We start from the raw sequence: 14,466 nt of genomic DNA, 5'->3' as shown, positions 1-14,466 counted from the left end.
TCTTAGTGCTTGATTAAGTGGGCTCGTTGGAGAAGGTTAGTAATCAATTTAACCAGAATTCCAGAGAAGACAAACATTGAAATAAAGCGGGCGATGAGCATAATGATTAGCATTTGCCCGCTGAAGTGGTTATAGCCATTGCGGAACCAATCCCAGCCAAAGGTAACAAATGTAAGGGTGAGGGATGAGATGAGGAGGGTCAACCAGTTATACATTTTATAGAACGTAAAAGTAAAACCTAACTCAGACCCGATACCTTGAACTGCCCCAGAAATTAGGTTGGCTGCTCCCCACTGATCGCCGAGAAGCATTTCAACGGCCGCTCCCAAAAACTCACCAAGGAAAGCTGCTCCTGGTGTCCGGAGTAAAAAGCCGGCAAGTGGTCCAGCCATACACCAGATTCCCATTGTTAAATCGTTAGCCATTGGACCATAACCAATTGGTGTCAGCAGAACAGTTAAGCCGTTATAGACAAAACCAGCCGCAAAATAAATTACACCAAAAATAATTCCAATCAGGGCAAGCAAAATAATGTCACGTAAATGTAGTGAACGTTTAGTCATAATAAAACTCCTTAAGATATAAGGGCAAAAAAACTCCATGACAAAAAATCATGGAGTTAATCATTAAGTTAATATCACTGAATCTCCCTTCGCTGGTATTAACCAGAGCAGGTTCAATGGGTATTATCTCAGCCGTTTGGCACCCCAGATTTGTTTTCCATTATCATAGCTAATATTATAACGGAATGCAAATCGTTAATTAGGTTACTTATCTTAGAAAAGTGGTTTACAATTAGTACTAGCATTTAAAGGGATGGTTTAAAAAATGAGTGGAGTAGTTTTTGTTTTATTATTGCTAGGAATTGGGATTCTTTCGGGGATTATTAGTGCAGCCGCTGGTTTAGCATCACTAGTCTCGTACCCATCACTGCTTGCACTAGGATTACCACCAGTGATGGCAAACGTAACGAGTGCTTTTTCGACAATTACGGGTAATTATAGTTCGGTCTTTTCATCGTTTAAGGAATTAGAGCATAATCGACGGCAATTATGGATTATTTTGCCATTGGTATTTGCTGGTTCCATTATTGGAGCTTTTTTGCTATTTGCTGTCCCGAGTAAATGGTTTGCGGAACTGGTACCATTATGCATTGCGTTAGCCGGCATTATCCTGCTGTTTCCTCATCATCCGAAGCAAAGTGCGGGGACGATGGCAGGAAACAGTAAATTATTTGGTAAATCACGGATCGGCCAATTTTTATCAATCATTGGTATTTTTATTGTCGGGGTTTATTCGGGTTTCTTTAATGCCGGCGCCGGAGTGTTAATGCTAACCTTGCTGACAGTGATTAATCGGCAAAAGAGCTTTGCAGTTAATAACGCGCTAAAAAACGTTGCGATGACTGTTACCAATACAACATCCTGGATAGTGTTCGCACTTGAGACGACAATTTATTGGAACTATGTTATTCCATTGATGGTTGGAAATGTAATCGGGGGCTACTTAGGACCGATTATTGTTCGCCACCTGCCTGGCCGTCTTATGCAAATAATTGTCGGGATCGGATCATTGATTTTGGCAGTTTCATTGGTAATTCGGAATTTAATGTAAGACAAAAGGATCACTGTCATCTAGTTTGGCAATGATCCTTTTGTCTTGTTCTTTGTGAATATTATTGAGCCGTGTAGCCACCATCAGCGACAAATTCTGAACCAGTACTAAAGCTTGATTCATCTGAAGCGAGGTACAAAGCAAGATTAGCAATCTCTTCTGGATTTCCAAGACGGCCAAGGGGATGAAGGCTTTCTAGGTGTCCTTCTGCTTTTGGATCATCCTTGACTAAATTATCAACTAGTGGAGTTGAGATATAACCAGGATGAATTGTATTTACACGGATGTCATAGCCTTTCCGGGCACAATCAAGCGCAGCGGACTTAGTTAAGAGGCGGACACCACCCTTAGAAGCATTGTATGCGAAGAGGTCAGGATCACCAATTAATCCTTCAATGGATGACATATTGATGATCGAATTCTTTTCTCCGTTGTTTTTCATTGCTTCAATACCGAGCTTAGTTCCCCACATCGTACCAGTGAGGTTAACGGCAATCGTTTTATCCCAAATTTCAGCGTCCGTCTTTTCAACATCGGCGTATTCGGCAATTCCTGCGTTATTAACCACAATATTAAGCTTTCCAAAGACTTGGACAGTTTGGCGAATTACCCGGTCCCAGTCTCCTTTACGAGCAACGTCTTGTTGGATAAAGATCGCATTGTCACCTAGTTTGTCAGCGACTTTTTGTCCTTCATCCATCTTTCGAGCGGTTAAAATAACCTTTGCGCCTTCTTCAATAAACTTTTTTGCGACAGCAGCTCCAATTCCTTTAGAGCCACCAGTAATAATTGCAACTTTATTGTCTAAACGACCCATTGATAAGACACTTCCTTAGTAAAATCAAAAACAATCCTTTACAAATTTTATTATAACAACTATCGCAAAAAAACAGGAGAATAACGCCTTGTAAAATAAAAAGGCGGGGAGAAATAACTGGATAGTTACGTCTCACGCGCCTATAAATTAATTTTCTTTGAAAAGCTTGTTTAAGCGGTCCATGAAGGCCTTGAGGTAACGTTCTTTGTCAACGTTAACAGCAACCTTAACATTAGGGTTAGGATCGTTTAACTTAGCGTTGTCACCGATTGTCCGACCATAGTAAGGTCCTTCTTGGTAAACAACCTTCATGAATAAGCTAATAGTTGAAACAAATGATGGGTCAATACCAACACCAACAGCTAATGGATCATGGAGGGCACAACCACGCTTATCAATATCAAGGTTGTAGTAAGCGTCGATGTAGAAGTCGGTAATATCAGCAAAAGCCTTACCAGAAGCAGTGCCTAATTCACGCCATTGCTTTGTTTCGTTCTTAGTAAGGAGAGTCCGAAGAGTAACATCAAGACCAACCATCGTAAGTGGCAAGTTGGACTTCATTACTTCATCGGCAGCCTTTGGATCTTGGTTAATGTTAGCTTCTGCGACAGGAGTAACATTACCTTCAACAGTTAAGGCACCACCCATGAATGTGACATTACCAATCAAGTCCGCAATTTCAGGATCCTTCTTCAAGGCAGCAGCTAAGTTTGTCATTGGACCAGTAGGGATGATGATTAGGTCCTTGCCGTACTTGTGAGCAGCTTCGATGTAGAAATCAACACCGGATTGTTCTTCAAGAGCCCGACTTGGAGCAGGTAATTCAACATCACCGATACCGTTATCACCGTGGATATCCTTTGAAACTTGCATTACATCAAAGTGGTCAGTAGTGCATGAATGTGGAAGACCCTTAAATACTGGAATATCAGTGTGACCTAATAATTCCAATAACTTAAGGCTGTTTTCGGCACAAACATCTAATAGGTTGTTACCATATGAACTTACAATTCCGATTAGATCAACTTCTGGGTCAGCGAGCGCATAGGCAATAGCTAAAGCGTCATCAACACCAGTATCTAAATCAAGAATCATTTTACGTTTTGCCATAGTATTTATTCCTCCAATTTTAAGCAAAATCAATCTCTGTATATAATATGTTAATTTAAATTTGGAATAATTACAATTAAAATTTGAGACCGCTTACGAAATTTTACAAAAAATAAAGATGATATAATACTTCTAGAGATGAAAATGAAAGGATTATAAGAGAAATGGCAGAGAAAATTTATGATGTGACAATTATTGGTGGAGGTCCGGCCGGAATGTTTGCTTCATTTTATTGTGGCCTTCATGAATTAGATGCCCAGTTAATTGAAAGCCTTCCACAACTTGGGGGTCAAGTAGGGGCGCTCTATCCAGAAAAACAAGTTTGGGATGTGGCAGGAATGCCAGGCGTAACTGGCCATGACCTGATCGCTAAGTTGAAAGAACAAATGGCAGTGGCACCGATTGACCAATTCCTTGGTGAGACTGTTGAGGACGTTATCAAAGAAGATGATGGAACCTTTACCATCAAATCAGCAAAGCGGGAATCTCGGTCACGAGCAGTAATTATTGCTCTTGGTAACGGAGCGTTTACTCCCCGTAAGCTCGCTTTAGAAGGGGCAACTGAGATTGAAGGTAAACAACTTTCCTACTTTGTTAATCATAAAGCTGATTATGCGGACAAGCGGGTTGCCATTCTTGGTGGGGGAGACTCCGCGATTGATATTGCCTTGATGCTTGAACCTGTTGCTAAGGAAGTGCACCTTGTTCATCGGCGGGACCAGTTCCGCGGCCTGGAGCATACCGTAACTCAGCTTAAACAGTCATCTGTGCAACTTGATACCCCATTCTTACCACGCACATTAACGGTAGAAGACGATGAAACGGTAACGCTCGATCTTAAGAAGATGCGTAGTGAAGACGAAGCACAGTTGAATGTGGATAAGATTGTGGTTAACTATGGCTTTACCTCTAACAATGCCGCTTTGAATCAGTGGTCACTTGACTTAGCAGCGGAACGCAACTTGATCAAAGTTGATTCAATGATGGAGACCAGTATTGAAGGGGTATACGCGATCGGGGATGGTGTGACCTACCCTGGGAAAGTCGCATTGATTGCGGCCAGCTTTGGGGAAGCACCGACTGCAGTAACCGCCCTAGCTAAGAAACTCTATCCCGATAAACGAATGGCAATGCACAGCTCTTCAATGGGGATTACTAAATGAAAAAATGTCCCTACTGTAATACATTAAATTTAGACAATTCCGAAGTCTGTAAGAATTATGGAGAAGTTAATGCATTAGGGTTACGAGAATGTTCCGTATGTCATACGAAGTTAAGCTAAAGTAATCATCATAGCGTTAAGTAACAAATAAGAAAATATGAAAAGAGGGGTGAGAAAAAGTTCCGGCTTTTTCTCACCCCTCTTTTCATAAACAATAGCAAGATAACGTAGAAAATAATTACAATGTTCGAGTCTAAGTACCAATGATAACCAGCTAGTTTAGCCAACCGCCCGCCTATCGAGAAGATTGTTTTCCACTTACTTTATTAGTTTAAATTGCTAACAAATCAGCCGGCTTCATTAATGGGAAGTCCGCATCTTTAATACTATCGGGATTTGCGGAGGAGTAAAGGGCGCCTGCAAACTTGGCACCGGCTGCATGGGCGGCTTTCATGTCGTTAATGGTATCCCCAACGTAAACAGTTGTTGCCGGATCTGCTCCCATTTTATCCATTGCCGCTAAAATAGGATCTGGAGCTGGTTTATGCTTTTTAGTATCCGCAGACGTAACGGCAACCTTAAATAACTTCGCAAAGTCATATTTGTTAACGAAGTATTCTTGGTATTCGTCAGCGAGTTTTGAAGTGGCGATGGCGATCTTTGCATCTTTACGATTGGCAAGGGTATTAAGCATTTCAGGAATTCCTTCAATTACTTTTGCCCGATCAGCACGTTGGTAAGCAAGGTCAAACCAGTCTTTTAACATTTCAGGAATTTCTTCCTCACTAATTCCAGCGAGGCGAAGAGCATCTCGACCAGTAATACCAAATAAGTCATGCTTAGTTTGTTCTACTTTGTCGGGCGCAACTGGGTGACCGTGTTGAGCCAACGTATCAATCATTGCTGGCATATACATATCAATAGTATCAATTAAAGTGCCGTCAATATCAAAAATAAAATTCTCAATCTTCTGTGCCATTTTATTCATCCTTTATAAAATATAAGTACGTTCTTAATTGTATAACAATTTCGGAAAAGATTGAGATTAGAATAGCTGATAATTTACCTTTTTATTTGAAAAAGACTACAATATAAATGGAATTATAAAATTTATGTGGGGTGGTCATTATCAGTAATCAAAAATCAGTACCTAAAAAGTTATCTTTCATTTCAATTTACTTTTTAGGGATTAATGGAGTAATTGGCTCGGGAACATTCTTACTGCCATCTGTTATCTATCGGTACATGAACTTATCGGCTGTAGCAGTTTTGTTATGTACAGCAATAACTGTTTCATTGATCGCCCTATGTTATGCCGATCTTTCTAGCCGTTTTACTGGCTCAGGGGCAGCATGGCTTTATTCTTATCATGCATTTGGACGATTTACCGGTTATGAGTTAGGGATTTTTACCTGGTTCTTAGGCTGCTGTACCCTTTCAGCGGAAATTGTTGCCTTATTAACTACCCTCAAGAGCTTTTTGCCAATCTTTAATCGGCCACTTATCTATGGGGTGGCTGCTTTTGGCTTAATTGTGCTCTTTGCGGTTATTAATTTCTTCGGCCGTGGCCTTGTTAAACTGGTTAATAATGTATCAGCGGCAGCGAAGATCCTTACGCTGATCATCTTTATTGTCGTTGGGGTCTTCTTTATCCATAAAGCTAACTTCTCACCAGTGATTCCTCAAGCAGCTTTAAAGGGACCAATGCCATTTATTCATCATTTTGGTGAAGCATTTACCCCGATCTTTTATCTTTTTACAGGTTTTTCATTCTTACCAATTGCTGCTAAGCAAATGAAGAATCCAGAAAAGAATATTCCCCGGGTGTTAATTGCCGTCATGGTTAGTGTAACTATTTTGGATGCGTTGATGATGACCGTTGCCGTTGGACTTTCCGGGACTAAATTAGGCGGGTACTCGACACCATTAGCTAATGCTTTGGGGAGCGCCCTTGCAAGGGGACTCGGAACCACTATTGGTAAGTGGGGATATGCCTTTATTATTTTCGGGATGCTTGTAAGTATCTTTGGGGTTGCCTTTTCAGCTTCGTTTAACACGCCATCGTTAATTGCTTCAATGGCCAATGAACACGGCATGTTACCAAAATTTATTGGGAAGAAGAATAAGCATGACGCACCATGGGTCGGAATCTTATTAACATCCATCCTTTCTGCTTTATTTGCTACCCAGAGTTACCTTTTCTTGGTTAGCTGTACAGTCTTAGCCTCATTCATTCAATATGTTCCTTCGATTCTTGCCGTCATTAAATTTGAACATAGTAATGAATATCCAACACATGGTTTCAAATTACCTGGGAAATATCTTATCCCCAGTTTTGCATTATTAGTTTCTTGTTACATGGTTACCAATTTTACAGCTAAAACCTTACTTGTGGGAACTGTCATCGCCATTCTTGCCGCGGCGGCATATTTCTTTATCAAGAAAGATCGTAGCTATGAAGAACAGCATGTAAAATGGCTTGAGGATTTAAGAAATAGGAATAAGAAAGAAGAGCAACTTAATAAGTAGTATGAAAAAATATGGGAGGCTGAGAGAAAATAAAAGTTTTCTCTTGGCCTCCTAGTATTAATTATCAATTTCTGGTGCTTGCCCTAATTCAGCTTGCAACATCCAGATTTTCTTTTCGATTGCCGTCTTGAAACCAATAAAGATATCCTGGGTAGAATAATCTTTTTCAATATCAGTCACTTCAATCCCATGCTGATAAAGGTCCTCAAGATAACGATAACCGGCGACTAAATGGGCAAGTCGTTCGGGAGTGGTTTTATCAAAGTTTCCTGGCCAGTCTTTAATTTTCGTATGGGTTGCGACTTCTTGAAGGGTAGAATAAGGTTCACCATCTAAAGTCAATAATCGTTCAGATATTATATCAAGTTGATCGTTGATTTCATCCATAAATTGGTCCATTAAGGGGTGAAGCTTTAGAAAGTTAGTGCCACGCATATACCAGTGAGTTTGATGAATTATCATTGCCATTTGACTCAGATCAGCAACTAATTGATTAAGCGTTTCTTTGGTTTCTTGATATTTCATAATGTGAGACTCCTTTTCTATATGTTAGGTGTATCATATCAAATTATAGAATACGCTTACATAGGTTTGATCAAAACATTATGAAAGCTTACGAAATAGAAAAACGACACTGAAGAAGAAATCTCTCATTCAGTGTCGTTAATTTTAGCGTCGATTTAGACGGAAACGAATCATTTTATCGGATTCGGTACATAAGAAGATTAAGCAAGAGAAGACAACTACTGCTAGCCATTCTAGCAAGCTTATTCCAGTCACATGGAAAGCGGCCTGCATAAATGGAACGTAGGTAAAGATCAATTGGAAGAGAATCATTAATCCAATAACGCCCCAGGCTTTCTTGCCAATATTTCTAACTTCTTTTAGTCCATATCGTTCAGTTCGAATGCTGAAGAAGTAGAAGGCCTTACTAATAACAATTGTATTGACCATCATTGTTGTAGCGTTGACAACGTCTGCCCCGGCACTGATGAACCATTCGTAACCAATTAAGGCGAACAGTGCCATTAAAGCTGAGACATAACCCATCTGGATTAAATCATGACGATTCATCAAACGTTGGGTCACTGGGCGTGGATTGCGATCCATGATGCCCTTTTCTGCTTTTTCAAAGACGAATGCGAATTGGATAGTGATTGCGGCGATTAAGTTAATCCACAATAACTGAGCAGGTTGGAGGGGAACTTGCTGACCAGTAAGAATAGAGAAGGCAACCACCAATCCTTCAGCAAAGGAGGTTGGTAATAAGAATAAGATACTCTTTTTGATATTGTCGTAAATTCGCCGACCTTCTTTGATAACAGCAGCCATTACCGCAAAGTTATCATTTCCTAATATCATGTCAGCAGCATCTTTGGCGACGTCCGTTCCCTTGATTCCCATTGAAATCCCAATATCGGCTTTCTTTAAGGCAGGCGCATCGTTAACGCCATCCCCAACCATCGCGGTGATCTTTTGCCGATTTTGGAGAGCTTCAATAATTTCAAGCTTGTTTTGTGGAGTCGTTCGTGCAAAGACTTGGTTATTTAAAGCGGCCTCTTCTTGTTCACTGGCAGAAAGTTTATCCCATTCTGCACCTGTGATTGCATTGATTGGGCCCGTTGATAACCCTAGTTGTTTACCGATTGCACGGGCGGTTTGCGGGTCATCCCCCGTAATCATCTTAACGGAAACACCAGCACGGTTCATTTGCTTTAATGCAACGATCACTTCTTCACGTGGGGCATCTTGAAGAGCAGCTAAACCGAGTAAGTGAATTCCTTTGTAGAGGTGGTCATGTTCGACTTCCATTAGGTTTTCGCCATTAACCAGTTGGTAACCGACGGCAATAACTCGTTTTCCGGCTTTGGACCAGTCATTTACCCGTTGTTGCCACTTAGTAGTATCAAATTGTGGATCTTCTTTTGCGGCCATTTCAAAGAGCTTATCTGGCGATCCCTTAACAAAGATTACTTGTTGCTTGTCTTCTGGATCACGAGTTAATTCAGCGATATAACGGTAATCAGAGTCAAATGGAAGAAGATCAACTGCTTTATATGGTGATTGATATTTAGCACCAAACGCTTTGTGGTAAAGAGTTAAGAAAGCTCCATCAGTTGGTTCACCATTAATATGCCAAGTGCCATCTTCATCAGTTAAAACCGTATCATTTGCTTGGTATCCAGCCTCTAAGAAAAGTTTGAGTTGATCTGTCAGTTGAGCTGGTTTGTCATTTAAGAGAATCTCACCATTAGGAGCATAACCGGTTCCAGTAACCGTGTAATGCTTATCCCCGACCCATAACTCAATGGCGGTCATTTCATTTTTAGTAAGAGTCCCTGTCTTATCAGTAGCAATAACATCGACCGAGCCTAATGTTTCAACGGCAGGCATTGATTTGATAATCGTCTGATGCTCTTTTGCCATTTTACTAATACCAAAGGCTAAGATAACAGAAGTAATTGCGGGCAACCCTTCTGGAATCGCACCAACCAACATTGCCACGACCGCTAGTGCAAGGGCAGGCAAGGAGTAGATTTCAAGGAAGAAGCCGACAACGAAAACAATCACTGAGGCAGTAATTGTGATGTAAGAAACGACCTTTCCAACATGGTCAATTTCTTTAGTTAATGGTGTCTTCTTTGGTTTAATTTGCGCAACTTCTTGTGAGATCTTACCAATTTCGGTGTGTTCACCAGTTGCAACTACAACTCCTAGTCCGCTTCCGCTTGTAACTGAAGTCGAAGCATATGCCATATCAACACGATCAGCGAGGGGAACGTCTTGGTCAGTAATTACTTCATCAGTTTTGATAACCGAATTGGTTTCACCGGTTAAAGCCGATTCTTCAATTCGTAAGTTATCAGCTGAGACGATCCGTAAGTCAGCTGGTACATTATCACCGGCCTCAAGGAAAACAACATCCCCACGGACAAGATCCGCGGCATCAATATCTTGTCGTTTACCATTCCGGTAGACGGTGGCATGTTGCGCCATCATCTCTTTGATTTTGGCGAGGGCATTCGCGGCGCTTGATTCTTGGAAATAACCAATAAGCGCGTTTAGAATGACAACCGCCCCGATAACAATCGCATCAGTATAGTGACCGATTAAAATGGTCAGTAAAGTAGCAGCTAATAAGATATAAATAACAATATTGTTAAACTGGCGCAGGAAGAGTTTCCACTTGGGCGTTGGTTTTACTTCAATGATATTACGCCCTTCGTCAGCAAGCCGTTTTTCGACAGCTTGGGTTGATAAACCTTGAGTAAAATCAGTTAATTGGTATTCTTTCTTTATTTCGTCAGTTGTTAGTTGATAATTTTCTTTCATTTTTCCCCTTGAATATATAACTTGAGTAAAGTAACTAATGCTTAAAGGTCCCACACCCTAAGCAAACAACATCAGTGAAGCCATATTAAGTTTTTTCTTTAATCATTCCTTCGTATTTATCGTATAAATATCGTACCATATCCATCTAATATTTTAGTTCTAGTTAAGATATTTTTAAAACATGATTCATGAATAATTAATAAACAGGGAGTGGGAAATAATCTTTTCGACAAGGCGGTGGGCTAAGGATAGGACGGTAATTAGCACGGCACGGGCTGATTAGCGTTCGGACTTAGCCTCGAGCCTTGTGATTATTTTCCACGTTATCGTACTATTATTCATAAAAGTAGAAGAGGCTGAGAGAAAACAAAGTTTTCTCTCAGCCTCTTCTAAATTAATTATTAAACGTGTTATTTTCAACATTCCGAATGAAGTCAGCAAGGTGTTTGTAATAAACATCGGGGTTATCTACCATGTGGTGGTGACCACCGTTTGGAGTAGTAACTAACTGTGAATTTGGAATGAGATTATTCATTGTCTTAGCAGTTTCGATTGGCATCGTTTCGTGTTCACCAAATGTAATTAAAGTTGGCACCTTAATGTTCTTCAATTGGTCACGGAAATGCCAGTCTTTAAGCTTACCGGTAATCACAAATTCGTTATCGCCTTGAAAGACATTGTAAACTGCTGTGCCGCCAAGGTCTTTAAGATGGTAAAGCTTGGATGGTTGCTTCCGGTCAACGTATTGTTCATTCATTACTTGAACGTATTCTTGATACTTAGGATTACTGTAATCATTCTTGGTTTCGCATTCTTTCATAAAGGCAACCGCTTCAGGAGAAAGAGTCTTTTCCCGTAATTCATTAACCCGGTCGACATATTCGTCAATCTCGTCAACCATTGAAGAAATAATTGCACCCTTAAGATGTTGACCATACTTAACAGCGTATTCTTGAACTAAAAGGCCACCCCAGCTTTGACCGATAAGATAGAAATTGTCTAAGCCAAGCTTTTCGCGTACTTCATCAACTTCATCAAGGAAATATTCGTAAGTAAGGTACTTCTTAGCAATCTCAGGGTCAGAAAAATCTGGTTGATCAGAATAGAGTGAACCTAATTGATCATACATTGTTACTTGAACGTTAAGACCTTGCTTCTTTAATTGTTCAGCAGCGTCTTCCCAGTATTCATGATTGCCACCAGGACCCCCATGCAAAGCCAATAAATGAATATCACCTTCACCTTGGGTATTCGTCCATAGATGATAGCCGTTATCAAGGGTAATAATTTTAGTGCCTTGTTTCATTCTCGAATCTCTCCTTTTTATTGGTAATACTAACTATTTTACCGCAATTAGCTGAATTCTGCTAAAACTAGTTTTAATCCGCTATCTTTTTAGTGAGCATTTAGTTCAAAATAGTAACACCTGGAATACTAAGATGACAGCCGCTCAGCGCTAATTGATACTCAATCCGTTCGTTGCCACGAAGTGTGTATTCGTAATCAGTACTATAAATGATGATCCCTAATTGATGACCAGCTACAATTCGGTGGAAAATTGGTTGAAGATCAAACTTAACAGTGACAAATTGATTAGCGGCTAATTCTTCAACTTGTGCTGGATTGTTTCGATTTTGCAAATTAATATGTCCACTTGCGATTACCTTATAATTAGTTGCTTCTTTTGCTAATTTAAATTCACGAAGATCATCGGTCTTCCAATGATAACCTAGCTCAAGGCCGTCGCGAGTAAAAAGAACCGGTGACATTGTCAAGCGTTTACTGCTGCCAAGGTCGACAAGCCGGGCGCTAATCATTCCGTAATTTTTAGAAGAAGCTACTTTTAATGTGACAGTCGGGGTTCCGCGGAGAAGCGTATCATCGTTAAACATGGCCGTTACAAAGCGGCGACTAAATTGACCGTTATCATTAATGAGTGCCCTTACCCATTCATGTGGGTGCTTGCACCATTGTAAGTATTTTTCTTCTGGTTGCTGGTCATTAAAGCTTTGGGTTCCTAGTCCGGGCAAGTTTGTTAAGCGCCGGTCGTTAAATTGGTACTGTTTCTGTTCACCTGCAGTCCATTGATCATATGCGGTCCAAGTTTCAGGGGTGCTATTGTCTTGCACAAGGACACTTGGCAGGGTATCATCGGCATGATTTGCTTGCCCCCAGAGTTTATTGGCAAGCCAGAGATTAACCATGTCAGAGAAATCTAATGAACGAAAGGCATTGATATAAATATGTTGTCCCTGGTGAAGGATAAGTTTACTAGTAATAGGAAGATTTTGAATACCATCATAAAGTGCCTTAACGTTGCTAGGACGGACATTGGTATCATTAAGTCCATGCACCATCATCACGGCAGCTTTGATGTTTTCGAGATCATGCCGGTAATTGCGGTGGTCCCAGAATTGATTATAATTACCAGTCGTCCGATCCATTGCTCCTTGCATTTTAGCAATATATTGATCGTTAACTTTTTCAATTCGGCGATAGTCTGCGGGGCGTTTAGTTCGACTAAATGTTTCGTCAGCTAAAACATCGGCGTCTTCTCCTTGAAAGCCACCCGGTGCACGCACAAGGCCATTTTCCCGGTAATAGTCATACCAACTAGAAATGGCGGCTTCACTAATAATTGCTTCGAGGCCTGGTACACCAATGGTTGCGACAGCAGTGGCTAACGTGCCGAGATATGAACGCCCTGTCATTGCGACTTTACCATTACACCACCAGGCTTTTATTACCGTGCCGCTATGACGGTCAGTAAAGGCTTGCCGATCACCGTGCAGCCACTCGACAACCGCCTTCATGGCATCAGTCTGTTCTGGCGAGCCGCATGTTTGCAGGCCATCCGAATCTTTAGTGCCAATTCCAGCTGAATAAACAACTCCATAGCCACGAGCCGCAAGGTAATTATTTAATGTATATGCTGGCGTGGTGCTAAATGTTTCTGTTGCATGTTGGCTTTCACCAGTAACCTTTTGTCGGGAAAAATTAGTCGGGAATGTTTCTTCAGTTGGGGCCTGATGATCAGGATCCTTATGCTGCAAAGGAATGTTGACGTTATGCGTTGCTTTTTCGCCCCATTCATCGTTTGTTCCTTGATTATAAGGGCTGGCAGTAAAGACAACAGGAACTTTTAAGCCATGGTCCGACTCAATTGGCCGCATGATTTCTGTCTTAACTAAATCTGCTTTACCATCAAAATCCGTATCCATATCGGTCTCAATGTAAACAACCTCACGAATGAATTTAGCAGGATCAAAACTAGCCAGTGGTTTGCCGTTGAAAAAGAGGGGCTTTTGTTCGGCTGGAAGCTGGTAACTCCAAGCCATAAAGCCCTCTGCCGTTAAATGATCAATAAGCGATTGACCATTTTTGTTGTGAGTATTTAAAAGAAGGTAAAAAGCATCGATAACGTTTGCGGTTGTCCATTTTTGGTGTGATTTGACTGGCAAACCAATTTTCTTAACCGTAGTAAGAGGATCTGTAATATCAAAATCAACCGCGGCCTCAAAATTAAGTAATTGGAGGGCGACAAGGTAAAATACTTCATCGGTTAATGTTTGATTCTGGTCAAACCAATCATCAAGAGCAAGGTCAGGAGTAGCTAAGAGGTCATGAAACCACTGCTTAGTGACGATCGGCTGGGCACTTGCCATATGAATCCGTGCTAAGAAAGTTTCAAACATTGCGTTCGGTGGCAAAGTTTGTTCTTCATTTTTCCGAAGCAAGTGAATTTGCATTAATTCTTGGCGCCGTGCTTGTGGTGTAGTTGAAGTAATACTAAATTGATTGATTTTCATCTGGAACACCTCGTATAAAATTTGATATATTAATTATCGCACTTTTATAATAATTTGCTTAGGATAAACAGTGTTGCGATTTAAGGCGTATA

The 14,466-nt window shown here is 40.8% G+C and carries 11 protein-coding genes and 1 riboswitch; of the genes, 3 read left to right on the top strand and 8 right to left on the bottom strand.

Going from position 1 to position 14,466, the window contains the following annotated elements:
- Window positions 1-2 precede the first annotated feature (2 nt).
- Window positions 3-563: an ECF transporter S component gene (locus H5S10_RS04170; RefSeq protein ID WP_182588844.1), complete on the bottom strand. Its 561-nt coding sequence runs from the start codon at window positions 561-563 to the stop codon at window positions 3-5.
- A gap of 67 nt (window positions 564-630) precedes the next feature.
- A riboswitch (TPP riboswitch) is annotated at window positions 631-720 on the bottom strand.
- Between the two features lie 108 nt (window positions 721-828).
- Between H5S10_RS04170 and H5S10_RS04165 the strand changes: the two genes are divergently transcribed.
- On the top strand, window positions 829-1,614 hold the full coding sequence (locus H5S10_RS04165) for a sulfite exporter TauE/SafE family protein (protein WP_182588842.1): 786 nt from the start codon (window positions 829-831) through the stop codon (window positions 1,612-1,614).
- Window positions 1,615-1,675: 61 nt separating this feature from the next.
- Here the strand turns inward: H5S10_RS04165 and H5S10_RS04160 are convergent, their stop codons facing one another.
- Window positions 1,676-2,431 carry a glucose 1-dehydrogenase gene (locus H5S10_RS04160; protein WP_182588840.1) on the bottom strand — a complete coding sequence of 252 codons (756 nt, stop codon included), beginning with the start codon at window positions 2,429-2,431 and terminating at the stop codon, window positions 1,676-1,678.
- 147 nt (window positions 2,432-2,578) lie between these two features.
- Complete coding sequence (locus tag H5S10_RS04155) at window positions 2,579-3,541, bottom strand: nucleoside hydrolase (RefSeq protein ID WP_003664874.1); 963 nt, start codon at window positions 3,539-3,541, stop codon at window positions 2,579-2,581.
- A 164-nt stretch (window positions 3,542-3,705) separates the two neighbouring features.
- On the opposite strand from H5S10_RS04155, the gene H5S10_RS04150 reads away from it, so the two are divergent.
- Window positions 3,706-4,704, top strand: a complete 999-nt coding sequence (locus H5S10_RS04150) for an NAD(P)/FAD-dependent oxidoreductase (protein ID WP_182588839.1) — start codon at window positions 3,706-3,708, stop codon at window positions 4,702-4,704.
- Window positions 4,705-5,034: 330 nt separating this feature from the next.
- Here the strand turns inward: H5S10_RS04150 and H5S10_RS04145 are convergent, their stop codons facing one another.
- Window positions 5,035-5,691, bottom strand: coding sequence for an HAD family hydrolase (locus tag H5S10_RS04145; protein ID WP_182588837.1), 657 nt, complete (start codon window positions 5,689-5,691; stop codon window positions 5,035-5,037).
- 131 nt (window positions 5,692-5,822) lie between these two features.
- Here H5S10_RS04145 and H5S10_RS04140 point away from each other — a divergent pair, with 131 nt between their 5' ends.
- Window positions 5,823-7,232, top strand: a complete 1,410-nt coding sequence (locus H5S10_RS04140) for an APC family permease (protein ID WP_182588835.1) — start codon at window positions 5,823-5,825, stop codon at window positions 7,230-7,232.
- A gap of 57 nt (window positions 7,233-7,289) precedes the next feature.
- Here H5S10_RS04140 and H5S10_RS04135 read toward each other — a convergent pair whose 3' ends face one another.
- The 4 genes from H5S10_RS04135 to H5S10_RS04120 form a co-directional block, all read right to left on the bottom strand.
- Complete coding sequence (locus H5S10_RS04135) at window positions 7,290-7,757, bottom strand: Dps family protein (RefSeq protein WP_182588834.1); 468 nt, start codon at window positions 7,755-7,757, stop codon at window positions 7,290-7,292.
- 144 nt (window positions 7,758-7,901) lie between these two features.
- On the bottom strand, window positions 7,902-10,565 hold the full coding sequence (locus tag H5S10_RS04130; RefSeq protein ID WP_182588832.1) for an HAD-IC family P-type ATPase: 2,664 nt from the start codon (window positions 10,563-10,565) through the stop codon (window positions 7,902-7,904).
- Window positions 10,566-10,959: 394 nt separating this feature from the next.
- The gene (locus tag H5S10_RS04125) at window positions 10,960-11,871 is read right to left on the bottom strand and encodes a proline-specific peptidase family protein (RefSeq protein WP_182588831.1); all 912 of its coding nucleotides are present in this window, start codon (window positions 11,869-11,871) and stop codon (window positions 10,960-10,962) included.
- Window positions 11,872-11,971: 100 nt separating this feature from the next.
- Window positions 11,972-14,374, bottom strand: a complete 2,403-nt coding sequence (locus tag H5S10_RS04120) for a Xaa-Pro dipeptidyl-peptidase (protein ID WP_182588830.1) — start codon at window positions 14,372-14,374, stop codon at window positions 11,972-11,974.
- Window positions 14,375-14,466 lie beyond the last annotated feature (92 nt).

Source organism: Limosilactobacillus balticus, assembly GCF_014145615.1.
In the GTDB taxonomy this organism is placed as follows: Bacteria; Bacillota; Bacilli; order Lactobacillales; family Lactobacillaceae; genus Limosilactobacillus; species Limosilactobacillus balticus.
The sequence above is the reverse complement of the archived record's forward strand: the minus strand, read 5'-3'. Positions and strand labels throughout refer to the sequence as shown.